This is a genomic window from Streptococcus fermentans, assembly GCF_040888305.1.
GTDB classification, from domain to species: domain Bacteria; phylum Bacillota; class Bacilli; order Lactobacillales; family Streptococcaceae; genus Streptococcus; species Streptococcus fermentans.
Genome location: NZ_JBFNFG010000002.1, coordinates 1 through 24,066, shown reverse-complemented (window position 1 = coordinate 24,066; position 24,066 = coordinate 1). Strand labels below are relative to the sequence as shown.

The window sequence follows — 24,066 nt, the reverse complement described above, 5'->3', positions numbered from 1 at the left end:
GAGTTAGACCTCCTGCATGCATCTTCGCTACCGATAGGCTTTCACCCCCTCGACATTCTAGTTAGTAGCAGCTAAGCTATTTCTAGTAATTACTCATGTTCACCCAAGATACGAACTTCTCGCTCGAGAGTAACACCTGAGTGTTCTTTAACCTTTTCAATGACAGACTCAATCAAGTCTTCATAATCTCTAGCAGTTCCATCAGCAACATTAATCATAAAGCCTGCGTGCTTTTCTGAAACTTCTACGCCACCAATACGATATCCTTTCAAACCCGCTTCTGCAATCAATTGTCCCGCAAAATGACCTACCGGACGTTTAAAGACTGATCCACAAGAAGGATACTCTAAAGGTTGCTTGAGTTCACGAAGGTGGGTCAAGCGATCCATCTCTTGTTTGATGACTTGGTGATTACCTGGAGCTAAGGCAAACTTAGCAGATAGGACTACTGCTCCTGATGCTTGAATGGCTGAATGACGATAACCAAAGGCCAAGTCTTTAGCAGACAAGGTTTCGATTTCACCTTCCTTAGTCAAGATTTGACAAGACTGGAGAACATGAGCAATCTCGCCACCATAAGCGCCAGCATTCATAAAGACAGCACCACCGACGCTTCCTGGAATTCCACAAGCAAACTCAAAACCAGTCAAACTATGACGGAGGGCAATACGAGTGGTTTCAATCAAGTTAGCTCCAGCTTCAGCCTCAATAGTGTAACCATCAACAGAAACATTATTGAGCTTGTCACACATGATTACAAAGCCACGTACTCCACCCTCACGGACGATAATGTTACTTGCATTTCCAAGAACCATCCAAGGAATGTTTTCCTGATTGGCAAATTTTACCACACGAGCCATCTCATAGCGATTGCGTGGAAAAACTAAATAATCTGCCTTCCCTCCAACTTTGGTATAGGTATAAGTTTTTAGCGGTTCATCGAATCGAATATCGATTCCTTCTAGGGTTTCTTTTAGTTTATCTAACACTGTCATTTTTCTAATCCTTTTATAAAATTCATTCCATTATACCATTTTTAGCTCTAATTATCGATGATTTGGTTAGCTTTTTCAAAAGCTCAAACTAAAAAGAGGATGAACCTCTTTTTTGTATTATTGCTTTTTATAAAAGATCGTTTTTGTAAAGTAAATAAAAATAATAACTTCCACTGCTAACAATCCTTCTACGAGAAGTGGATTTGACAACCAACCAACTTGAGATAGGCTCGGAGCCAAATCAAATAGGGCGTGCAAACCATAAGCCGCTACTAGGTAAATCCATTTCTTTTGGCGAACTGCTTGATAAACCCAGAAAGAGAGACCAATTTGCATCACCAGAGCAAGTATACGTTCAACACCTAGTAAATAAACCTGCCAAGCAGATAGAGATTGAACTGTTTCGAGTGTAGTTTTTGGAAGGAGATTCGCTACATCGGGATTTGAAGACTCTAATAATGAAAGGAGGATCAAAAGACTAATCAAACTTCCCATTCCGAGGTAGAGCAACTCCAAACCTCCATGCCCCAACCCATAAGCTAAGGCATCTGAATCTTCTAAGCTTCTCTTCTTCTCTAACCATTTAAAGAAGACAAGGCGAGCCGTTTCTTCAAAGATAGCTGCCATAGCAATTCCATAAAGGACATATAAAAAAGGATGCTCCTGCATGAGCGAAATGGTTCCATCTTTTTGTGGATGAAGTACCAAAAGGTGAACGATTTTCTCCAAGACTTGAGAAGAAACAAAGAATGCCACTGCCCCAAGACCTAGTACCGAAAGGTTAATCTTGTATTTCTTTTTTGCATACCAAATGGCTGCTATAAGAAATACAACTAAAGCTATCATAGTAATTATTACATGAATTTTCATACTTTTCTCCTTTTATTCAGCCTGATCGATATCTTTTTTCATCTCATCAACATTGAACTTAGCAAAGAGGTACTGACGATCCTGGACAGGGAAACGTTGATCCAGCTGGTCAACAGCTCCTACCTCAACAATTCCTTCCTTGATAACAAAGTCCATAACGTGGCCACCAAAGGTTAAATCGTCTGAGATAAAGTGCAAATGATAGCCTGCTACACTGACGCCATGAAAAATTTCAGGTGTCCAGAATCCGACGATAGTTCCTGAGACATTGTCGCAGCTATATTCAGGCTGATGCGTCGCAACCTCAGCAAACTTCGTTTCAGTTGTTGATTTTGGAATCATACGAACATGCATATGCTTAAAATCACCATGAATCTTGATGGAACGGAAAAGATTCTCTCCATCATAATAGGACTCAATACGTTTTTCAAGTTCCTGATCAGTCATTTCAAAACGCTGGCGGAAAATAACTTCTGCCTGGTGGGGTACAACTGCTGCATAGGGGATCAAGGCATCTGGTGAAACTTCCACAATTTCAGGTTTCTCACCTGATCCCTTAGCCTGATAAGCTTTCCCATCTAAGACAATCAATTCTCCATCGATAGAATCCAGGGTTCCTAATCCTAAATCACCATGTTCAAGCAATTCACCAACGGTCATGGTTCCACCGTAAAGTCCCGCCATCAAGGCTCCCAAGGTATTGTATTGGAATAATTTAACTGGTTCTTGCACCTTCATCATCTCACTCTTCTTTGAAAATTTTACTTACTAAGTATATCACATTTCTGATTAGAATTGAATGCTAGACTGCCTTTTAATACTTAATGAAAATCAAAAAGCAATCTAGGAAACTAGCCGCAGGTTGCTCAAAGCACTGCTTTGAGATTGTAGATGGAACTGACGAAGTCAGCTCAAAACACTGTTTTGAGGGTGTGGATAGAACTGACGAAGTCAGTAACCATACCTACGACAAGGCGACGTTGACGCGGTTTGAAGAGATTTTCGAAGAGTATAACATTGCCAAACTTCTAAAAAAAAGGTACAATGTAACAAAATCATGAGAGGTCTGGGATGAAGCAAGAAAGCAAGTATGAACAAGTCGTTCACTATCTAAAAAATGAGATAGAATCAGGTAGATTTCCAACTGGAAGTCGCCTACCATCTATCCGAAAACTTAGTCAAGATTTTCACTGTAGCAAAGACACCATACAGCGCGCACTCTTAGAACTCCGATACCAGAAATATATCTACTCCAAACCTCAAAGTGGTTATTATGTATTGGAGCAACAAACCAGTCATGAAGATCTAATTATCTCAGTCAATGATGAACACGCAGCTGCCTATGATGATTTTCGTCTGTGTGTCAATGAGAGCTTGATTGGGCGAGAAAATTATCTCTACAACTACTATGAACATCAAGAAGGTTTAGAAGAATTACGTCAGTCTGTACAGACATTGCTCTTTGATCAAGCCATTTATAGTAAGGCAGACCAGTTGGTCTTGACGTCTGGAACCCAACAAGCACTGTTTATTCTTTCTCAGATCGATTTTCCAGGTCAAGCTCAGGAAATACTGGTTGAACAACCGACCTATCATCGAATGAACCAGCTGCTACTAGCTCAAAATCTTCCCTTTCAAACCATTGAACGTCGAGTGGACGGCATTGACCTGAAAGAACTTGAGGAACAGTTTAAAAGCGGAAAGATTAAGTTCTTCTATACCATTCCTCGTTTCCACTATCCTCTGGGCCATTCTTATTCTGAAGAGGAAAAACTTGCTATCCTTGACTTAGCTGCAAAATATCAGATTTATATCGTTGAGGATGACTATCTGGGGGACTTGGATCCTAAAATGGGACAAACCTTTCATTATTTAGACCAACATGATTTGGTCATCTACATCAAGTCCTTTTCTACCAGTCTATTTCCTGCCCTTCGGATTACTGCCCTACTTCTTCCTAATGCGATCAAGAAAGCTTTTGTAACCTATAAAAACATTCTCGACTATGACAACAACCTTATCATGCAAAAGGCCCTGTCACTCTATATTGATAGTCAACTCTTTGAGAAAAACAGACTAGCACGATTGGCACTGCAAGAAAAAAGTCAAGAGCACATCCAACAGCTCTTACAAAGCTATCCTATTTCCCTACCGAGCTATCCACTTCATGATGGGCTTTTGCTTGATCTCAGGAACTATCCTAGCATCGCTAGTCTTAAACATAGTCCTCTAGAACTCGACTTCTTTGAATCTTCCTATCTAGCGAACTGCCCTTATCACTTTGCAAAAGTCCCCCTAGAAAATATTGAAGAAACACTAAGCTATTTAAAAACAGAGCTGGACTGAAATCCAACTCTGTTATTTTTTATTGTTCTACTTCTGTTAGCTTAGCAGCTTTTTCAAGATAAGTTTGGTAAGTTCCGTCATCTTTCAGTTTTTGGATGACCTTATCAACTACTTCTTTCAAATCTGAGTTACCTTTTTTGATAGCTACAGCATTTGCTTCGCCTTCTTTCATAGTCAAGCTTACTGTAGCAACTGCCAAATCTGAGTTCTTAGCAGCATAGCTTAGAGCAACTGGTTCATCCATATGAACAGCATCAACCTTACCTGATTGAAGCTCATTGACTGCTTCGCCCATGTTTGTCAAAGATGTCAACTGTGCCTTTGGAAGTTGCTCTTTAACCATAGATTCAGGAACAGTTCCTTTCTGAGCTGCAATATTAGCACTTGCTAGAGAGTCCAAATCCTTGTATTTTTCAAGATCTGATTTTCTGATAAGGAAGCTAATTTTATTTTCATAGTAAGGAATTGAGAAATCAAAGACTTCTTGTCTTTCTTCAGTTGCACTGATTCCCGCAATGGCCAAATCAGCCTTACCTGTCTGAAGACTAGTCAAGACATTATCAAAGCTCATGCTTGAAATTTCCAATTTCACTCCAAGTTCATCAGCGATTGCTTGCGCCATGTCAATATCAGCACCTACGACTTGGTTCTTACCATCTACAAGGGATTGAAACTCAAAAGGAGCATAGTCTGGACTAGTTGCGACCACTAATTTCCCTTTTTGCTTGATGGCCTCCACTGCAGACTGTGAGCTTGAGCTAGACGATTGGCAAGCTACTAAAAAGAAGCTTGCAAGAAAACTACATAAGACAAATATCAATTTTTTAAATTTCATAAATAAACAACCTCTCTGTTAATTTTGTATAATTATAACTCTATAAACTTTGTTTGTCAAGCATATTCTAAATTTTTATGAAATATTTTCAATTTTTGTTTCAAAAAAGGAGCTTTTACTTACTAAAAAGCTCCTTTTTTTGCATAATTAATCAATCTTACAATTCAACAATCTTACCTGTTTCAAAATAAACAACCCATTCACAGATATTTTTGGCATAGTCACCGATGCGTTCTAAGTAAGAAATAACTTGGAAATAATCACGACCTGTGACGATAGCTTCTGGATGTTTTTTGATTTCCTCTGTAGCAAGGTCTCGAATGTTATCAAAGTAATGGTTGATATTTTCATCCATAGTTGCAACTTCATAGGCTTGATCCACAGAACCATTCAAATAAAGTTCTAAAGCGGCTTCAACAAAGTTTTTTACTTCACGACCCATTTTTTTAATTTCTTCTTCAACTGCAGGGATACGTTGCTCACCCTTCATACGAATCGTTGCTTTTGCGATAGATACTGCATGGTCTCCCATACGTTCTAGGTCTGAGACAGCTTTTAAAACTGTCAAAACTGTACGTAAGTCTTGTGAAACTGGCTGTTGTAGGGCAATCATTTCAAATGATTTCTTTTCAAGTTTCACTTCGTATTCGTTTACTTCTGCATCTTCCTCTATGACTTCTTTAGCCATGTCACGGTCATGCGTTACAAAAGCACGTACGGTACGATTGATTTGGGAAAGAACTTCTTGTCCCATAGCATAAAACTGATTATGCAATTTCTCTAAATCTTCTTCAAATTGAGATCGTAACATCTTCTCACTCCTTATCCAAATTTACCTGAAATGTAGTCCTCTGTCTCCTTATGTTGAGGATAGAGGAACATTTCCTTGGTATCGTTAAATTCAATCAAATCTCCATTGAGGAAAAATCCTGTCTTATCAGAGATTCGAGATGCTTGCTGCATAGAACGAGTGACCAAGAGCATGGTGTATTTGTCTTTTAGACCATACAAGGTTTCCTCAATCTTACCAGCAGAAATAGGGTCCAAGGCTGAAGTTGGTTCATCCAAAAGGATGATTTTAGGACTAGTCGCCAATACACGTGCCACACAAACACGTTGCTGTTGCCCACCTGAAAGACCAATGGCAGAGTCATGCAAACGGTCCTTAACCTCATCCCAGATTGAAGCACGCTGTAAAGCCTTCTCCACAGCTTCATCCAAGACTTGCTTGTCTTTTTCTCCATTAATACGGAGACCGTAGACCACATTTTCATAGATAGACATAGGGAAAGGATTTGGTTGTTGGAAAACCATTCCAATTTCCTTACGCAATTCAACTGTATCTGTACGAGGGCTATAGATGTTGTGACCGTTATAAACCACTGATCCAGTTGTCGTCACTTCAGGATTAAGGTCACCCATTCGGTTAATAGCCTTTAGAAGTGTTGATTTCCCTGATCCAGACGGACCGATAAGGGCTGTAATTTCCTTGGGTTGGAATGATAAGGAAACACTATTCAAGGCCTTCTTTTTATTGTAATAGACTGACAGGTCTGAAACCTGTAAAATCGGTTCTGTCATACTGTTCCCTTTCTAACCAAAGTGTCCAGTTACATAGTCATTGGTTGACTGTAGCTTAGCATTTTGGAAAATATTAGCAGTCTTATCATACTCAATCAAGTCACCCAAGTAGAAAAATCCTGTATAATCACTGGCACGCGCAGCCTGTTGCATACTGTGAGTTACGATGATAATGGTAAAGTCCTTCTTCAACTCAAGCATGGTTTCTTCAAGTTGAGCTGTAGCAATCGGATCTAAGGCTGATGCAGGTTCATCCATCAAGAGGATATCTGGTTTCACAGAGATGGCACGAGCGATACAAAGACGTTGCTGTTGACCACCTGATAGGGTCAAGGCAGACTTATGAAGGTCGTCTTTTACCTGATCCCAGAGGGCAGCTTGACGAAGAGATGTTTCTACAATTTCATCTAGAACTTTCTTGTCCTTGACTCCTGCACGTTCATGTGCAAAAGTAATATTACGATAGATTGATTTAGCAAATGGATTTGGACGTTGGAACACCATTCCAATATGTTTACGCATTTCATAAACATTGATTTCAGGACGGTTAACGTCAATACCTCGATAGAGAATCTGTCCTGTAACTTTTGCAATATCAATGGTATCATTCATACGGTTGAGACTGCGTAAGTAGGTTGATTTTCCTGATCCAGACGGACCAATCAAGGCCGTGATTTTATTTTTTTCGAATTGCATATCGACGCCCTTAATGGATTCGTTTTTACCGTAGTAAACATGTAAATCCTTAGTAGAGAGGGCCACTTTTTCTTCTGGAAAGGTAATGATATGCTTTTCATCCCAATTATATTTTGACATGGCTTCTCCTTTAGGCAGCGGTTAATTTCTTGTGTAGGTAGCTTCCGAGTTTGCGAGCTCCAAAGTTAAAGATTAAGATAAAGATTAGGAGCACCGCAGCAGAACCTGCTGAAACAAGGGTTCCATCAGGAATAGTTCCTTCACTGTTGACTTTCCAGATATGGACGGCCAAGGTTTCTGCTTGACGGAAGATTGAGATTGGACTAGTTACGCTGAGTACATTCCAGTTTGACCAGTCAAGAGCTGGTGCTGATTGTCCAGCTGTGTAGATAAGAGCTGCAGCTTCACCAAAGATACGACCTGATGCAAGGACAACACCCGTAACGATACCAGGTAGGGCTTCAGGAATGACAACATGAAGAACTGTTTCCCAACGAGAAAGTCCAAGTGCTAAACCAGCTTCACGTTGCGTATGGTGAACGTGCTTCAAACTGTCTTCAACATTACGTGTCATCTGGGGAAGGTTAAAGACGGTCAAAGCCAAGGCACCTGAAATAATTGAAAATCCATACTCAAACTGAACTACAAAGATAAGGTAACCAAAGAGACCGACTACGACGGATGGTAGAGATGACAAGATTTCAATACAGGTACGAACGAAGTTGGTAACACGACCTTTTTTGGCATACTCAGCCAAGTAAATTCCAGCTCCCATTGACAAAGGCACAGAGATGAACAAGGTGATGACCAAAAGGAAGAAGGAATTATAAAGCTGAATTCCAATACCTCCACCTGCTTGGTAAGAAGATGATTTTCCAGTCAAGAAAGACCAAGAAACATGTGGCAATCCTCGAACCAAGATATAGAGAATCAAGGAAGCTAGAATGGTCACAATGATTCCTGCGATGGTATAGAGGACAGCTGTAGCAAGTTTATCTAATTTCTTAGCGTGCATAGTTTTTCTTTCCTCTTTCTTTCGTAATCAATTTAATCACACTGTTAAAGGCCAAGCTCATCAAGAGCAATACTAGGGCCAGTGACCAAAGAACATTATTATCAACAGTTCCCATAACGGTATTACCAATTCCCATGGTCAATACAGATGTTAAAGTCGCTGCTGGTGTCGTCAATGAAGTTGGAACAACTGCTGAGTTACCAACAACCATCTGAATCGCAAGAGCTTCACCGAAAGCACGCGCCATACCAAAGACTACAGCCGTAAAAATACCTGAACGAGCAGCCTTCAAAGTAACACGCCAGATTGTTTGCCAACGAGTTGCTCCCATAGCTAAACTAGCTTCACGGTAGTGACGAGGAACTGCACGTAAGCTATCAGTTGTCATAAAGGTTACAGTCGGCAAGATCATAACAAAGAGAACGAAAATCCCTGATAAAATACCAAAACCTGTCCCACCAAAGACACTACGTACAAATGGTACGACGACCTGCAATCCGATAAATCCATAAACTACTGAAGGAATCCCAACTAGGAGTTCAATAGCAGGTTGCAAAATCTTTGCCCCTTTTGGTGATACTTCTGTCATAAAGACTGCAGCCCCAATGGCAAATGGTGTTGCAATAAGAGCTGATAGGATGGTAACAATAAAGGAACCTAAAATCATCGGAAGAGCACCAAATTGTTTCCCTGAAGGGTTCCAAGTCTGTCCAAATAAAAATTCAAAAATGTTAACACCATTGACGAAGAAGGTAGATAACCCTTTCTGAGCCACGAAAATCAAAATCATGGCTACAATGATGACAATCAAAGAAAGGCAGGCAAAAGTTAGCCCTTTTCCTAATTTCTCAAGACGAGAGTTTTTTGACGGAGAGAGCAATTTTTTAGATAATTCTTCTTGATTCATTATTGGCTCCCTTCTAGCGCTGTTACAGTCCCTGCAGCATCTTTTTCAACCTTCATTTCCTTGACAGAAATATAACCCATTCCTTTAACGATTCCATTCTGAGCTTCATCTGAAAGGACAAAGTTTAGGAATTCGGCAACTAATTCATTTGGCTCGCCAAGTGTATACATATGTTCATAAGACCACAAAGGCCAGTTATTCGTGGTTACATTCTCAGAAATTGGTTCATAGCCGTTGAGTTTGATAGTCCCAACAGAATCATCAACATAGGCAAATGCTAGGTAGGAAATAGCTCCAGGGGTCTGAGAAACAATTGATTTGACCATCCCGTTTGAATCTTGTTCCTGACTTTGCATTGCTGATTGCCCATCCATGATCACACTGTCAAAAGTCGCACGAGAACCTGAACTTGCCGCACGGTTGATAATAGAGATGGCTAAATCTTTCCCACCGACTTCTTTCCAGTTGGTAATTTCTCCTGTGAAGATTTGTCGGAGCTGATCCGTCGTTAGATTATCAACATCTACTTCTTTATTGATAATAACAGCCAAACCTGCAACAGCTACCTTATGGTCGACCAATGCTGAGGCATCAATACCGTCTTTTTCCTCCGCAAATACATCGGAGTTACCGACATCTACCGCTCCTGACTGAACCTGCGACAGTCCTGTACCAGAACCACCACCTTGAACATTGACTGTTTTTCCGATGTGAGCTGATGCAAATTCATCTGCAGCCGCCTCGACTAAAGGTTGGAGAGCAGTTGAACCAACAGCCGTCATAGACTCCCCACGATCTATCCAACTTGCACATCCTACTAACAAACCAGCAAGTAAAAGAGTCGCAAGAGAGAGTGTGAGTTTTTTAAATTTTTTCACTATTTGTCTCCTTGAAAATAATGATGAATAGCTTGGAATTTCGCCCTATTTTTCTATGTTTTATGCAAAAAATCCATACTTCCACTATAACATAGAATACTGATTTTGACTAGTTTTTCACCTGAAACCTCAAGCCCTTAGGGAAATAATTCTTCAATGTATTTCCTGTCACTTTTGCAAAACCTAAACCATTTCCAGCAACCAAAACTTGGTACCACCCATTTGGCAAAGTTTCAGATAATTGAACTGTTTCACCAGATACATATTTGACAAAGTCCTCTTGATGAATTTCAATTCCTTGATTGACTTGACTTGGTTTCAAAGCTAGGCCAAGTGCAAAACTTGGTTCAAAACGTTTTTTCTTAAAGGTTCCAAGATGAAGTCCGTTTCGTGCAATTCTTAGTTTTCCTAAATCTGGTAGACCTTCTGGCAATAAATACAGTTGGTCTCCAAAAACCTGTAGGACTCCAGCCAGTTTCTCTTTTAAATGTTTCTTCTCAAAATCCTGCCATAAGGAAATCTGTTCTCGAGAGAGGTTGGATTTAGAAGGCTTGAACTTAGAGACTTTATTTTCCCCTCGAAATTGTAAATGGGCAACAAACTGTCCTTCTCCCTTAAAGTGATGTGGGTACATTCTAGCGGCTTCAGGTAAGTCAATCCCAGGGACCATTCCATTGATATGTTGAACTGGGATCAATTCAAAATCATAGCTATCCAGTAACCATTGGACAATTTCTTCATTTTCTTCTGGAGCCCAGGTACAGGTAGAATAGACCAAACGGCCACCATCAGCCAACATGGTGACCGCATCCTCTAGAATTTCACGCTGCAAGTCAGCACATTGGCTTGGATATTCTACACTCCAATAATCCATAGCATCTGGCTGTTTTCGGAACATCCCTTCTCCAGAACATGGAGCATCTAGAACAATTAGGTCAAAATATCCCTTAAACACTTTAGCCAAACGATCGGCAGATTCATTGGTCACAACTACATTTGACGCTCCAAACCGTTCCATATTTTCAACCAAAATCTTAGCTCGCTTGCTAGAAATTTCATTGGAAACAAGAAGACCTTCTCCTGCAAGATAGGCTGCAAGTTGAGTGGATTTACCACCGGGAGCCGCTGCCAAGTCCAAGACCTTCATACCTGGTTTTGGTTGAGCTACTTGTGCAACCATTTGTGCAGCAGGTTCTTGGGAATAGACCAAACCTGTTACATGCTCAGGAGATTTCCCAGAAACCTTGCCATAATAGCCCCAAGGTGTATGTGGAATAGCATCTGAAAAAGAAACTTGGCTTTCTTTTAAGGGATTGATGCGAAAAGCGGAAACTGCCTCATCATCAAAAGAGGCAAGAAAAGCTCTTGCCTCATCTCCCAATATTACTTCATATTTTTTTACAAATCCTTCTGGAAATTGCATGTAAGTTTATTTCCTTTCATAGATATAGGATTGGATTTCTGCCAACTTGTCAGTTGGAACCATCATAATTGGTTGTCGTGTCTGAAAATCCACCGGTTCTCCAGTTAAGGTTACAATCTGATACCCTAAACTTTCTCCTATAATACTAGCTGCAGCATAATCCCAAGGTTGGAGATAGGTGATATAGGTCAATAGCTGACCTGAGAGGATTTTTGAAAAGCTGATAGCTGCACTTCCATATATTCGCACACCAAGTGAAGCATTAGCCAATTCTGCTACACCCCAAGCGTTTGTTTCCAACATACCAGCATTACTCGCAATTAGAAAATCACGCAAGGGCTTATCCTTAAAATTCGGCAAGAGTTCTTCATTGAGACAGGCCTGAAAAGCACCTCCTCCATGATAACAATGACCTTTCATGACATCATAAATGATCCCAAACTGACCCACACCGTTTTCAAAATACGCTACCATAATGGCGAAATCTTCACCTTGTGCGACAAAGTTGTTAGTACCATCAATGGGATCAATGACCCAAACAGATCCATATCCAACTGAAGCACGCAGACAGCCCTCTTCTGCACAAAATTGGTCATCAGGATAATGCGAACGAATCCTATCAACCAAAAAATTCTGAACTTCCTTGTCCAAACGAGTCACCAAGTCTGTAGGAGATGATTTTCTCTCAATATGCAATTCTTCCTGCATGTGAGCTAGAATATAGTCTCCTGCTTCCTTGACAATCTCTTTGGCAAATACAAATTTATTTTCCAAGCGAAATCTTCCCTTCCCCTTGTTCTTTGGCTAATTGGACAACTCGATAGAAGGAATAACCACTTGCAGATTCAAATTCACGGCCCAAGCGTTTCTCTTCACTCTTGCTTGGAACAACCGCTTTGAATCCCTTGTAGGAATCTAGTAGTTTCTTTGCTTCTACCTTAGTCTCATAGGCTGCTTCAACATCATTAAAAAAAGAAAGCACTGAAGCAAGTTCTTCAGTGCTCCACGACAAATCTAGTGGGTAACTATACTGTTTATTCATCTAATTAATACCAGCTCTCAATGTAGCTTCTTTCAGTTCTTGTTTACGGTAACTACGAGGGAGAAAAGCACGAATCTCATCTTCATTAAAACCGATTTGCATCCGCTTGGCATCAATAATAATCGGACGACGCAAAAGACTTGGATACTGCTCAATTAAATGAAGCAACTCCGATACTGAGATACTCTCTACATCAATATTCAATTTTTGAAAAATCTTTGAACGAGTCGAGATGATGTCATCAGTACCATTTTCGGTCAAGGAAAGAATGTGTTGCAGTTCTTTTCTCGTTAAAGGGCTGGTCATAATATTATGCTCTTGGAAGGGCACTTTATGCTTCTCAAGCCAGGCCTTTGCTTTACGACATGATGTACAACTCGGTGATAAAAATAGTGTAATCATGCTTTCCTCTTCTTTACATACTTTTCTATTTCTATTATACAAAAAAATAAAGCGCTTGACTAGTTATTTCCGTAAAAAAACCTACTTTTTCAAGAAAAATAGGTTTTTGGGAATCACATATGAATGTTTTGCTTAAATATAGAAATATTCATGTTATAAACGATAGTTTTTCCTACATTTTATTTGGAATCAGTAATACTTTTCTTCACTTATCTATTTGTTTTTCGACTCTGAAGGTACATAAATCCAAAAATCAATTCATACAAGCAGAAAAATAGAAGAAAGGCATGGAGGAAAAAGTCCTCTGGTAGGATAAGAATGACTGGATCCTTTGCCGGATCAAATAACCAGGTATCATCACCTACAAAAAGAATTTGGTGAAACAAAGTAAAGAACTGCTCAAATCCAATGAAGACACCAACTAAACCAAGAACCAAAGGTAGAGAAAGTATGATTAAGAGTGCTCTACGATAGAGTGGCAGAAAACCTTTCTGAATGACTTGCTTCCAAAAAAGATAGAAAATCGGTAGGGTAACTATCGCTACTCCTTGCGCTAGATGGAAGAATCCCTTCACAACTGCAAAATGATGGATGCCAGAAGCTGATGAAGGAAAATCTGGCATTCCCAATGCTTGATTTAATGGATTGGTCAAATAATCCATCAAAACATTAAAATTATGCTGGATGGTCTGAGGTTGCAGATGAACACGATTTGTCAAGTTTAACCAAGAAATCTCCAGAGGGTAAATCAACCAAGCCAGGTAAATAGTCAATAAAATCGCAAGCGAGAGGAGAAAGAGAATACTTCCTACAAAAGTAAACTTAGTTTTCATCGAAATTCCACTCCGCTAGACTTGAGAGGACATGAGTTGGTGCAATTGGCAAATCCTCTACTTCTTCAGGTTTTGTAAATCCTGTCGTTACCAAAAGACTAGGAATGCCATTGTCAATACCAGCTCGAATATCAGTAAGATAATTATCTCCCACCATGACAATTTCTTGGCGTTCAAGTCCTAGGTGTTCAACAGCCTTGTCCATAATAATCGCGTTTGGTTTTCCAATATAAACTGGTTTTACGCGAGTTGCTGCTTCAAGAAGAGTAATCAGAGAACCGGCACCAGGTAAAAGTCCACGTTCCGTTGGAATATTTAAATCTGGGTTGGTGCCGATAAAATGAGCACCTTTATGGATAGCTAGGGTTGCAGTAGCAAATTTTTCATAGTCTACTTGCCAGTCCAAACCAACAACCACATAGGCTGGATTCTCTTTATCTTCGACATACCCTGCTGCTTGAATGGCCTCCTTTAGGCCTGCTTCTCCGATGACATAGACTGTCTTTTCAAGTCCTAGGTCATTCATGTAATCAATTGTAGCTAAAGTTGCAGTATAGATCGTCGATACAGGCGTGTCAATGTTAAACTGATTGGCTAGCATCTCTTGAACACTTTCAGGTGTACGAGTGGTGTTGTTTGTTACAAAAAGATAAGGAATCTCTCTTTTTTGTAACTCATGAACAAAAGCTTCACCTGCTGGAATTCTATCTTTTCCCTTATAGATTGTTCCGTCTAAATCAATTAAATATCCTTTATAAGTCATTTATTCTCGTTTCTCGTCTATAATTCTGTAGATAAGATATAGCCTTTGAAATTTTAGCTATATCAATATCTAATGTTTCAATCTTTGATTCATCAATATCAAATTCTACTGCGTCTTTCATCTTAGAAAGATCAAACTTAATTTTTTCCAAATCATCTAATAGTTCAATTGGAATATTAAATATATTAGGGAGCCTTCTTATAGGATTTCTATTAAGCTCTCTTAAATTCTTGATCTCATGTAATATAACATTTAACATTTCCTCATTTGAAGGGATTTTTTGCTCTTTATCTTCAGTATTTTCAGGTGTCTTATTTAAATTTTCCTCTAAATCTTCCCACCACTTCTCAAATGCTGATTCCAAACGTTCTTCTTTCAAACGTTCAGTCTCTTCAGCAAACTCATTTATATCCAGAATTAGCTGCTTAATGGATTCTTTTGAAACTTCTTTTGACGATTGAAATTGCTTAAGAGGACCATTATTTAGAATAGTAACTTGTGTATCATACAAAATCGGAACTAATCGAGATTGCAACGATTTTGATAGTGCACCTGCTTCAAAATTTATCCATGGTGCATCTATATTTTCTGGTGTTATAAACACCAGACCAAAATCATTAGAACGTAAGTTTTCTTCTATGCTTTTCCCCCACCTCTCTCCAAGTTTTATATCTTTTTCTGACATGTAGGGTTCGACATATTGTAAAACATTGGGAAGCCATTCTTTAAAACACTTCGCCAAATAGTTACTTCTATATCCAGACCAACTTAAAAATATTCTCATTTCTTTCTCCTTAAAATTATATTATATTTCTTGCCAAGTTATCTTTGCCTGAGCATTGATGTCACCATCACTTGAGACTTGGTGGTTGCTTTCTAGTTGATTCAATTCGTAACTTGAAGTGATCATACCACCTGGTCGAACTTCCTTGACATACTTGAGGTTGATTTTTTTAGGAATATGATTGGTTAGGAAATCTGCCCCCATGACCTCAAAAATCCAGTCTAGATATTTGCTGTTATTGACGTGGCCATTCATATCCAAGTCATAAAAACGAACGTGGTAATCTTTGCTAATCGCTTCTTCCAGCTCTGCGTATTTTGGCCCGCGAAGAAGTTTCTTAGAAAACTCAGATTGATAAGGGGCGACAATTTCTGGTTCTACAGGGTGGACCTTCCGACTATCACGATCCATAAGGACAAAGGTAGCTACCATGCGAATGATTTCTTGACCAGCTTCATCATAAATAGTAAAACGGCGGTAGCAAAATAGACGATTGTAAGTCAAGGCTTCCGTTTCAATGGTGATTTCCTCAGCAAATTGAGGTAAACGTACAACATCGATATCATAATCAGTGATAATCCAGACTAGATTATACTGTTCTAAAACATCCTTATCACTCACTCCCAGCTCAATTGACTGCATCCCTGATACCTGTAAGGACAGCAAGATAACGTCTGGTAGTTTGATATGACCATTCATGTCAGCCATATCAAAAGGAATTTTCATCTTCATTTGATAAGTTAAGCCCATAATTCTACTCCAATATAAATCGTTCTGCTACTGTATCTCCTAAAAAGAGACCTTTTTTTGTCATTCGTATTTGTTGACCTTCTACTTGTAAAAGACCTTGATGACACAAATCTCTTACAACTTGACCATATAAATTGTCAAAAGATGTACCAAATTTTTCTTCGAATCGTTTCATGGAAACACCTGTCTTCTTGCGAAGTCCAAGAAACATCTCTTCCTCCATTTGTTCCCTTAGACTCAGATATTCCTCATTGATGCGAGCATTGCCTTCTTCTACTGCCTTTAGATAATGGCGGATAGGCCCATGGTTTTTATAGCGAACACCGTTTACATAGCCAGACGCACCTGCACCTATACCATAATACTCAGCATTGTCCCAGTACATAAGATTATGGCGACTTTCAAATCCTGGTTTAGAAAAATTAGAAATCTCATAATGCTCAAAACCAGCACTCTCTAATTCAGCAATGATATATTCGAACATTTCAGCTTCTACTTCTTCTTTAGGAAGTGGTAATTTCCCGCAACGCATACGATTCATAAAGACCGTATGGTTTTCCAAAATCAAGCTATAGAGACTCATGTGGGGAATATCCAAAGCGATGGCCTTGGCAACATTGTCCTTGACCTGGTCCATAGTCTGACCAGGAAGAGCGTAAATCAGGTCAATGGAAATATTATCAAAACCAGCAAGTTTGAGACGATCGATATTTTCATAAATATCCTTTTCCGTATGACTACGCCCAATCTTTTTCAGCATTTTGTCATCAAAGGTCTGAACTCCTAGTGATACACGATTAACTGCAGAATTTTGCAAGACAGCAATCTTATCAGCATCCAGGTCACCAGGATTAGCCTCAATGGTCAACTCTTCCAACATTGATAAGTCCAGATTTTTAGTCAATCCTTCTAACAAAACTTCCAATTGAGAAGCAGACAAGGCTGTCGGTGTCCCACCACCAATATAGAGTGTACGCAATTTTTGAATATCATAAGAATGAAATTCTTGCAGTAGATGCTCTAGATAGCTGTCTACTGGCTGATTTTTAATAAAGACCTTTGAAAAGTCACAATAATAACAAATCTGTGTGCAAAACGGAATATGCACATAGGCTGATGTCGGTTTCTTCTGCATAGTATTTATTATACCACAAAGAGTTCACTCAAGAAAAAAATCACCATTCTTGATTTTCTAGAAAACCAAGAAATGGTGATTCTATGTTAATTTTCTTGAAGCTCGATGACAATTTCTTGACCAGTTTCTTTTTCTTCCACAACTACTTTCTCTTCCAGTTGTGATTTAAAATGATTCAAGGTTTCTTTTGAAGCTTCAGTCGCTTGTTGAGCATGATATTTTGCTTTATCAAGAACAGTGTCAAGAGTAATTTCCCCAGATTCAATCTGCTCTTTTGTTTTAAGAACAAATTCTTTGGTTTGTTCTTTGACATCCGTTAATTTTTCATAAACCTGCTCTTTAGCATACTCAGGATCTTCTTTTAGATCTTCTAAAAATTCTTGTGCTTGGCTTCTAACTTGTTTTCCTTTGTCACTTGTTAGAAACAAGGCAGCTGCAACACCTGAAACTGTTCCTAAAAGGATAGATGATAGTTTTCCCATTAGTCAACTCCTTTTTTATTTTTTAAAAAATTTACTTGCAACACGAACGGCAGATAAGCCTGCACTAGTCTTTAATGTTTTTGAACCTGCAGATGATGCCTTTTTACTCAAAACACGTGCTTGTTCATTTAGGTCAGAAACAGAAACAGAGAGGTCTGCAACAGCTGTAAAGAGGGGATCAATTGTAGCAACTTTGACATTGATATCATCAACAAGAACGTTGACCTTTGTAAGCAATTCATTTGTTTGATGAAGAGTTACATCTACATCTGATGTTAAAGTTTTAACAGTTTTTTCAGTTTCATCAATTACACGACCAACTTTTTGAAGGGTAATAATCAGATAAACTAAAAATACAACCAAGGCAATCGCCACAATAATATAAGCCACTTCTAACATTTTAATTCTCCTTTTTTACATTATAAAATGGTGCTTTTTTCCGATTTTGATAAAAGATGATATAAATACCGAGGCCAATCAATAGGGCAGACAACCACTGGGATACTCGGAGTCCAAAGAACATGAGACTATCCGTACGCATGCCCTCGATAATCATACGTCCAAATCCGTACCAAATTAGATAAAAAGCAGTGATATGACCACGACGGATATTCTTTAATCGGCGTCTAAAAATGACAATCAAGGCAAAACCGATCAGATTCCAGATAGATTCGTATAAGAAGGTCGGTTGGCGGTAAGAGCCATCAATATACATCTGATTCTTAATAAAATCAGGTAAGTAATCAAGATTTTCAACGACTGCTCCATAAGCTTCTTGGTTAAAGAAGTTTCCCCAACGCCCTAGACTCTGAGCAATCATGACGCTCGGAGCTGCAATATCTAAGAAATCCCAAGTATTGATTAATTTGCGATCAGCAAAGATATAGAGAACAATCGCTCCAGTAATTAAACCACCATAAATCGCAAGACCACCATTCCAAATAGCAAAAATCTCTCCCAGATGTTGGCTATAATAATCAAATCTAAAAATAACATAGTAGAGTCTAGCACCAATGATGGATAAAGGAAAGGCAATTAAGATAAAGTCCAAAATATCATCAGATAAAATCTTCTTTTTAGGCGCTTCTTTACTGGCAAGATATACCGCTAAAACAAGACCTGAAACAATGCAGAGTGCATACCATCTAACAGCTAAAGGACCAATTTGAAAAGCGATTGGATCAATCATCTTTCACCTCGTTCTTTGCAATCAGATTTGTCAATCTTTCTTCAAACAAGCGAGTAGCATCAAAGCCCATTTCCTTAGCACGATAATTCATCGCTGCTGCTTCGATAACTACAGAAATATTACGTCCTGTTTTTACAGGAATGCGGATACGTGGAATGGATACTCCAGAAATCTCCAATTCCTCAGCATTATTGCCTAGGCGATCAAAAGTCTTTTGCGTGTCATAATTTTCAAGATAGACAGCTAACTGAACTTGTGAAGAATCCTTAACTGCGCTGGCACCATAAAGACTCATCACATCTATAATACCAACACCACGAATCTCAAGTAAATGCTTCAAGATTTCAGCTGGTTCACCCCAGAGAGTCATTTCATCCTTAGCATAGATATCTACACGGTCATCAGCCACCAAACGGTGTCCTCGTTTCACGAGTTCTAGACCTGTCTCACTCTTACCAATACCACTGTCGCCCTGGATTAACACACCCATACCATAGATATCCATCAAGACACCATGTACACTTTCACGCTCAGCCAAACGAGAATCTAGGTAACTTGACAATTCCCCAGACAGACGACTTGTTGCTGTACGACTCGTTAAAATAGCTATTTTACATTCTCTAGCAGCCTTTAGCATTTCCTCTGGAACCACTAAACCACGCGCAACAATAACTGCAGGTGTTTCCGGTTGGAACAATTTCTGCAAAACATGGTAGCGATTATTAGAAGACATGCTAATCAGATAAGACCACTCTTTCATCCCCAATAGTTGAATCCGCTCTGGGGTATAGTAATCAAAATAACCTGTCATTTCGAGACCTGGACGACAAATATCGCCTGTATTGATTTCTTTTTCAAGTAATTCTGGCTCACCATAGACAATGTCTAGTCTGAGCTTATCAATCACTTCTTTGACTAAAACCGACATAATTTTCTCCTTCAATCGAGTTCTCCCTACTATTATATCAAATTGTAGTAGGAAGTTTATGTTTTTAACAGTATTTGAGGTATTTATTTAAGAAAGTAACCTTTATAATTTTAACAATCAAAAGGGATTAAACAGACTCTTAGAAGCTAACAAAAAAAGACTAGACAAGTCTAGCCTTTCTTATTAATTAGAATTTTTTACGTTTACGAGCTGCTTCTGATTTACGTTTGCGTTTTACAGAAGGTTTTTCATAGAATTCACGTTTGCGTGTTTCTTGAAGAGTACCAGCTTTAGTAACTGCACGTTTGAAACGACGAAGAGCATCGTCAAGAGATTCATTCTTACGTACTACTGTTTTAGACATTTTTTTCACTCCCTTCAAGTTCAAGATCTATTCTATTTTACACGGAATAAAGAAAATTGTCAAGAAAAAAATGAAATTCTCCCAAATCATTCAATTTAATTTTTACAAAATTTACCCCTTACACCTAACCTAGTTCCCAACTTATAAAATTCATTCCAGACGGCCAAATAATTCATTTATTTCACACTCAATGGAATCTAGATATTTCCCATAATCTGACGGTAAATCAGAAATGATATACAGATCCTGACTATCAAAATGCCAGACAAGATGTTTAAGTATCTGCTCTTGAATAAAATGTAAATCCTTTAGTTGAGCTAAACTGATAGCTTCTATCTTTGCTAAATACTGACAAAAAGCAGAAAGTGCAGAACAATCAAATTTGTCTTCTTCATATCAATACCTATAACATTTCTTTTTCAAGAATTAATAATTCTCAAAAAATGGAGATTATATATTCTTCTTTTCAAGGGAAAATCTATCATACACCCTACTATTAGAACTATTGTACCACTTTCAGAAAAACTGTATTCATTTTTGAACATATCCAGACCAAAAAACCACCCAATCCATAGGATCGAATGGTCTTTAATGATAAAAATCTTATTTCTTTAACAAGCTGAGTGCTGCTGCATCTGCGATAATAGTCACATCTGGATGGTTTTGCAGGCTGCTTGCTGGAAGACTTTCTGTCACAGGACCTTCAACAGTTCCAGCGATAGCTTCTGCTTTTGATTCCCCATAAGCAAAGAGAAGGATAGATTTAGCATCCAAAATATTTTTAATCCCCATTGAAATAGCTTGTGTTGGAACATCTTCAATCTTCTCAAAGAAGCGCGCGTTAGCTTCGATTGTAGACTGGTCAAGCTCTACAAGGTGAGTTTGGCTATCAAATGGTGTGCCTGGTTCATTAAAGCCAATATGACCATTGCGACCAATTCCTAAAATTTGTAGGTCAACTGGATGGTCAGCAAGAATTTGGTTGTAGCGTTCTACTTCTGCTTCTGCATTATCCTTGACACCACGTGGCAAGAAACTTTCTTTAAACGGTTTCTTGTTAAATAGATTTTCTTGCATAAAGTAACGGTATGATTGAGGATTATCCCCATCAAGACCTACGTATTCATCCAAGTTTACACTTGTGAGATTTGAAAAATCAAGATCGCTCTCAACGATTCGTTGGTAAAATTCCAGAGGGCTACTTCCTGTTGCAAGCCCTAATGTTTGTGCACCGTTTTCCAATTTTTCTTTTAAGATATCAAAAGCAACTTTTCCACCTTCAATTGGATTTTCCACTTGAATAACTTTCATAATTTTGTCCTCCATATTCTTTATTTCATTATATGGTATAGACCAATTTTTGTCAAGTGAAAACGGTTTATTTTTGTTGGAAATATAAATATACTAAACAAATCAATTAAGAGTTCTACCCTTAAGCAAAAAAAGAGAGGAGTTTGACGTCCTCTCTTAAATCTTCTATCAGAAGCACTTCCTGATTATATTTTAGAAAATGATTTTTTTCTTATACTATTTTTTACGTTTGGCAACCAAACTCAATCCAACTAAACCAAGTGCTACTCCTAAAACGATTAAGACTGTAGTTTTCTGTTCACCTGTTTTCGGTAACTCATTAGCCTTTTTCTTTTCAGGCGTTGACGATGTTACTGGTGCTGGAGGTGTTACTGGACCTGGAGGCGTTACTGGACCTGGAGGCACTGGTGGTTGATAAGTGTTAATCAAGACTAGGTTCGTTTCCTTTTCTCGAACTGTTTTTGATACATATCCCTCAGGAACATTGACCTCACTAATTGTATAGCTAATCATTTTTCCTGCTATATATTTCGGAAGATTTGTAAAAGTATGAGTCCAATTATTATCTTCGTTTAAAATAACTTCTTGCCCTACTTTACTTCCATCAGCATAGAGTTGTACCTTAATGCTATTTGGGCGTTTTCCTGCTTTATTATCAGCATCCTCCCAAAGCTTGCTGACTTTTAATTCTGTCACTTCAGGAATATCAGGAATATTAGGGACATGTGTATTAGTGATAATATAGTTTTTCTGATCAATAACAGTCGTATATCCTGCAACTTTATCTTCTGCTACAGTATAAACAATTGCATTTCCTTCAGCATCATTTTTAGGTAGCTGCTCAAAGATAAAGTTCCAATTCTCTTCTGATTTTACTGATTTACTTGCTACTTCTTTACCATTAGCCAATAGACGAACAGTTATAACATCGGGACGGATGCCAGCTTTATTATCAGCATCATCCCATATTTTCTTACCTTTTATACTTGTAGTTCCTCGGTAAATATTGGTAAATGTAGTTTCCTCTTCACCGTAAGACACTGTTCCCATTTTGATACCATCATCATCCGTTACTGTTACAGTAACCTTTAGTTCATGGCTATCATAATCGTAATTATCAGTGCTTTCAGGAAGAACTTCACGAATGATATAGTTGTAAACTCCTTCTTTTTTATACTTAATAGCATTGAAGGTTACACTTCCATCTTCAGCATTTTTTACAATTTGAAGAGGTTCACTAGGGTTTGCAGCATCATAAAGTGCAAAGTTAAACTGATCTTTTTCTAGTGTTTTCCCTTTTAAAGTTTTGTGAGCCTTTAAGATAACTGTTTCTGATTTTTCAGCGTTACCAAAACCTGATCCTGACTCTAGACGGACTTCACGTACCATACTACGTGTCTTAAAATTTGTGGCAGACCATGCCAAATTATTCGATACTAATGAACCTGCAGGAACTCCATCTGGTAATTTAGTAGAGTATTCAATATACATTGCCCAATGATAGTTATCTCCAAATGGAATCGTAAAGCCTGTGATTCCTCCTTGAGCATTTTTAGTGAATACTGCCTTGTTTGAAAAGTTATCTGATGGCTCTAACGTGAGAATATGAGCCTCATTACGAATTTTTGTAGGTTGTGTATCATAACGAACAGCTCTAAATGATTCAGGAATTAAGGTTTGTCCATTACCAAAAGTATCCGTAATTGTCATCCCACGAATCATATCTTGATTGGCATTCAAGAGAATACGCCACTTAATAATACTTGGATCTGTATCATCTTGATAACCGTATTTCATCTCATAGTCGCCTGCTTCACCACTATCTTGTTTGTACTTGAAGCTATAAGTCTTATGACCAATGGTAACAGTAACTGGTTGACTCTCCTTAACGACTTCTCGATTAATCGTTAAATTAAATTGTAAAGAAAGCTCTTTATTCTCAGGTCTCTTAGAAAAATAATCTGTAAAAGTTACCGTAACTTTTCCTGTACTAGGATCTGTATGAGCAACACCAACCTTCGTACCCTTACTATTTGTAACTTCAAAGGTCAAATTTGTAATCAATCTGAGCTCTCTAGGAATATCTAAAATCAATTGATCATTCTCAGAGATATTCTGATTATCTGGAAAAGTTAATTGATAAGTTGCGATTAAACGTTCCCCAGCAATAACTTCCACATTATCACTCAATTCAAGGCCAGATCTCTCATGAATAATCTTAGTATCAAGATTATAACCCGTCACCGAATCCGCTTGAACTGTTTTTGATAATTTAACTATTGATAAGCCTATTAGCAAAAACATTAAAAAAATGTTAAACATTTAGACAATTTATGCTTCATAATAACCTCCTTTACGATTAGAAAACATCTGATTGTCTTATCAAATTATACCATACTTATTTGAAAAATGTACAATTACTGACTATGTGTTTAATTAATTTTAAAGATTTATATTTATTCAAAGTTTTCGGTTTCTTAAATAAATTATAAAGGCTCTATAATATTTGTAGTGGGTAAATCCCCTATAGATATTAT

At 38.3% G+C, this 24,066-nt stretch carries 27 protein-coding genes; 1 reads left to right on the top strand and 26 read right to left on the bottom strand.

The window, feature by feature from the left end; translation table 11 throughout:
- Window positions 1-89 precede the first annotated feature (89 nt).
- The 3 genes from murB to budA form a co-directional block, all read right to left on the bottom strand.
- Window positions 90-995 carry a UDP-N-acetylmuramate dehydrogenase gene (gene murB / locus AB2B50_RS02465; RefSeq protein ID WP_049509777.1) on the bottom strand — a complete coding sequence of 302 codons (906 nt, stop codon included), beginning with the start codon at window positions 993-995 and terminating at the stop codon, window positions 90-92.
- A 117-nt stretch (window positions 996-1,112) separates the two neighbouring features.
- The gene (locus AB2B50_RS02460) at window positions 1,113-1,865 is read right to left on the bottom strand and encodes a YhfC family intramembrane metalloprotease (RefSeq protein WP_320692320.1); all 753 of its coding nucleotides are present in this window, start codon (window positions 1,863-1,865) and stop codon (window positions 1,113-1,115) included.
- Window positions 1,866-1,877: 12 nt separating this feature from the next.
- Window positions 1,878-2,606: an acetolactate decarboxylase gene (gene budA, locus AB2B50_RS02455; protein ID WP_049530890.1), complete on the bottom strand. Its 729-nt coding sequence runs from the start codon at window positions 2,604-2,606 to the stop codon at window positions 1,878-1,880.
- Between the two features lie 330 nt (window positions 2,607-2,936).
- Here budA and AB2B50_RS02450 point away from each other — a divergent pair, with 330 nt between their 5' ends.
- Entirely contained in the window at window positions 2,937-4,211 is a 1,275-nt protein-coding gene (locus AB2B50_RS02450) for an aminotransferase-like domain-containing protein (RefSeq protein ID WP_320692319.1), read from the top strand.
- Window positions 4,212-4,230: 19 nt separating this feature from the next.
- Here AB2B50_RS02450 and AB2B50_RS02445 read toward each other — a convergent pair whose 3' ends face one another.
- From AB2B50_RS02445 to AB2B50_RS02335, 23 genes are all read right to left on the bottom strand, one after another.
- Window positions 4,231-5,046 (bottom strand): ABC transporter substrate-binding protein, encoded by an 816-nt coding sequence (locus AB2B50_RS02445; protein WP_320692318.1) that lies wholly within the window; start codon window positions 5,044-5,046, stop codon window positions 4,231-4,233.
- A 157-nt stretch (window positions 5,047-5,203) separates the two neighbouring features.
- Complete coding sequence (phoU, locus tag AB2B50_RS02440; RefSeq protein ID WP_045763359.1) at window positions 5,204-5,857, bottom strand: phosphate signaling complex protein PhoU; 654 nt, start codon at window positions 5,855-5,857, stop codon at window positions 5,204-5,206.
- A gap of 11 nt (window positions 5,858-5,868) precedes the next feature.
- Entirely contained in the window at window positions 5,869-6,627 is a 759-nt protein-coding gene (gene pstB, locus AB2B50_RS02435) for a phosphate ABC transporter ATP-binding protein PstB (protein ID WP_223338828.1), read from the bottom strand.
- A 12-nt stretch (window positions 6,628-6,639) separates the two neighbouring features.
- Window positions 6,640-7,443, bottom strand: coding sequence for a phosphate ABC transporter ATP-binding protein PstB (gene pstB / locus AB2B50_RS02430; protein ID WP_045763361.1), 804 nt, complete (start codon window positions 7,441-7,443; stop codon window positions 6,640-6,642).
- A 10-nt stretch (window positions 7,444-7,453) separates the two neighbouring features.
- Window positions 7,454-8,338: a phosphate ABC transporter permease PstA gene (pstA, locus tag AB2B50_RS02425; RefSeq protein ID WP_045763362.1), complete on the bottom strand. Its 885-nt coding sequence runs from the start codon at window positions 8,336-8,338 to the stop codon at window positions 7,454-7,456.
- Window positions 8,328-9,245 carry a phosphate ABC transporter permease subunit PstC gene (gene pstC, locus AB2B50_RS02420; RefSeq protein ID WP_049509826.1) on the bottom strand — a complete coding sequence of 306 codons (918 nt, stop codon included), beginning with the start codon at window positions 9,243-9,245 and terminating at the stop codon, window positions 8,328-8,330. The genes pstA and pstC overlap by 11 nt, the downstream gene beginning before the upstream one ends.
- On the bottom strand, window positions 9,245-10,123 hold the full coding sequence (locus tag AB2B50_RS02415) for a phosphate ABC transporter substrate-binding protein PstS (RefSeq protein WP_320692317.1): 879 nt from the start codon (window positions 10,121-10,123) through the stop codon (window positions 9,245-9,247). The genes pstC and AB2B50_RS02415 overlap by 1 nt, the downstream gene beginning before the upstream one ends.
- A 109-nt stretch (window positions 10,124-10,232) precedes the next feature.
- Entirely contained in the window at window positions 10,233-11,546 is a 1,314-nt protein-coding gene (locus AB2B50_RS02410) for an RsmF rRNA methyltransferase first C-terminal domain-containing protein (RefSeq protein ID WP_320692316.1), read from the bottom strand.
- Between the two features lie 6 nt (window positions 11,547-11,552).
- The gene (locus AB2B50_RS02405) at window positions 11,553-12,320 is read right to left on the bottom strand and encodes an inositol monophosphatase family protein (RefSeq protein WP_049548254.1); all 768 of its coding nucleotides are present in this window, start codon (window positions 12,318-12,320) and stop codon (window positions 11,553-11,555) included.
- Complete coding sequence (locus tag AB2B50_RS02400) at window positions 12,310-12,588, bottom strand: UPF0223 family protein (protein ID WP_001041984.1); 279 nt, start codon at window positions 12,586-12,588, stop codon at window positions 12,310-12,312. Before AB2B50_RS02400 ends, AB2B50_RS02405 begins: the two co-directional genes overlap by 11 nt.
- Window positions 12,589-12,990: a Spx/MgsR family RNA polymerase-binding regulatory protein gene (locus AB2B50_RS02395; protein WP_000631256.1), complete on the bottom strand. Its 402-nt coding sequence runs from the start codon at window positions 12,988-12,990 to the stop codon at window positions 12,589-12,591.
- A gap of 209 nt (window positions 12,991-13,199) precedes the next feature.
- Window positions 13,200-13,823 carry a TIGR01906 family membrane protein gene (locus tag AB2B50_RS02390; RefSeq protein ID WP_320692315.1) on the bottom strand — a complete coding sequence of 208 codons (624 nt, stop codon included), beginning with the start codon at window positions 13,821-13,823 and terminating at the stop codon, window positions 13,200-13,202.
- Window positions 13,813-14,586 carry a TIGR01457 family HAD-type hydrolase gene (locus AB2B50_RS02385; protein ID WP_070458355.1) on the bottom strand — a complete coding sequence of 258 codons (774 nt, stop codon included), beginning with the start codon at window positions 14,584-14,586 and terminating at the stop codon, window positions 13,813-13,815. The genes AB2B50_RS02390 and AB2B50_RS02385 overlap by 11 nt, the downstream gene beginning before the upstream one ends.
- The gene (locus tag AB2B50_RS02380) at window positions 14,576-15,370 is read right to left on the bottom strand and encodes a TIR domain-containing protein (protein WP_320692314.1); all 795 of its coding nucleotides are present in this window, start codon (window positions 15,368-15,370) and stop codon (window positions 14,576-14,578) included. Before AB2B50_RS02380 ends, AB2B50_RS02385 begins: the two co-directional genes overlap by 11 nt.
- A 21-nt stretch (window positions 15,371-15,391) precedes the next feature.
- Window positions 15,392-16,120 carry an acyl-[acyl-carrier-protein] thioesterase gene (locus AB2B50_RS02375; protein ID WP_320692313.1) on the bottom strand — a complete coding sequence of 243 codons (729 nt, stop codon included), beginning with the start codon at window positions 16,118-16,120 and terminating at the stop codon, window positions 15,392-15,394.
- 4 nt (window positions 16,121-16,124) lie between these two features.
- Window positions 16,125-17,255 (bottom strand): radical SAM family heme chaperone HemW, encoded by a 1,131-nt coding sequence (gene hemW, locus AB2B50_RS02370; RefSeq protein WP_320692312.1) that lies wholly within the window; start codon window positions 17,253-17,255, stop codon window positions 16,125-16,127.
- An 86-nt stretch (window positions 17,256-17,341) separates the two neighbouring features.
- The gene (locus AB2B50_RS02365) at window positions 17,342-17,737 is read right to left on the bottom strand and encodes a YtxH domain-containing protein (RefSeq protein ID WP_320692311.1); all 396 of its coding nucleotides are present in this window, start codon (window positions 17,735-17,737) and stop codon (window positions 17,342-17,344) included.
- A 15-nt stretch (window positions 17,738-17,752) separates the two neighbouring features.
- Window positions 17,753-18,136: a DUF948 domain-containing protein gene (locus tag AB2B50_RS02360; protein WP_414168104.1), complete on the bottom strand. Its 384-nt coding sequence runs from the start codon at window positions 18,134-18,136 to the stop codon at window positions 17,753-17,755.
- Between the two features lies 1 nt (window position 18,137).
- Complete coding sequence (gene lgt, locus AB2B50_RS02355; protein WP_049504378.1) at window positions 18,138-18,926, bottom strand: prolipoprotein diacylglyceryl transferase; 789 nt, start codon at window positions 18,924-18,926, stop codon at window positions 18,138-18,140.
- Complete coding sequence (hprK, locus tag AB2B50_RS02350; RefSeq protein ID WP_320692310.1) at window positions 18,919-19,854, bottom strand: HPr(Ser) kinase/phosphatase; 936 nt, start codon at window positions 19,852-19,854, stop codon at window positions 18,919-18,921. Before hprK ends, lgt begins: the two co-directional genes overlap by 8 nt.
- Window positions 19,855-20,041: 187 nt before the next feature.
- On the bottom strand, window positions 20,042-20,218 hold the full coding sequence (rpsU, locus tag AB2B50_RS02345) for a 30S ribosomal protein S21 (protein WP_000048054.1): 177 nt from the start codon (window positions 20,216-20,218) through the stop codon (window positions 20,042-20,044).
- A gap of 603 nt (window positions 20,219-20,821) precedes the next feature.
- Window positions 20,822-21,529, bottom strand: a complete 708-nt coding sequence (locus AB2B50_RS02340) for a glucosamine-6-phosphate deaminase (protein ID WP_049508421.1) — start codon at window positions 21,527-21,529, stop codon at window positions 20,822-20,824.
- Window positions 21,530-21,745: 216 nt separating this feature from the next.
- On the bottom strand, window positions 21,746-23,833 hold the full coding sequence (locus tag AB2B50_RS02335; protein ID WP_320692309.1) for a Cna B-type domain-containing protein: 2,088 nt from the start codon (window positions 23,831-23,833) through the stop codon (window positions 21,746-21,748).
- Between the last annotated feature and the right edge of the window lie 233 nt (window positions 23,834-24,066).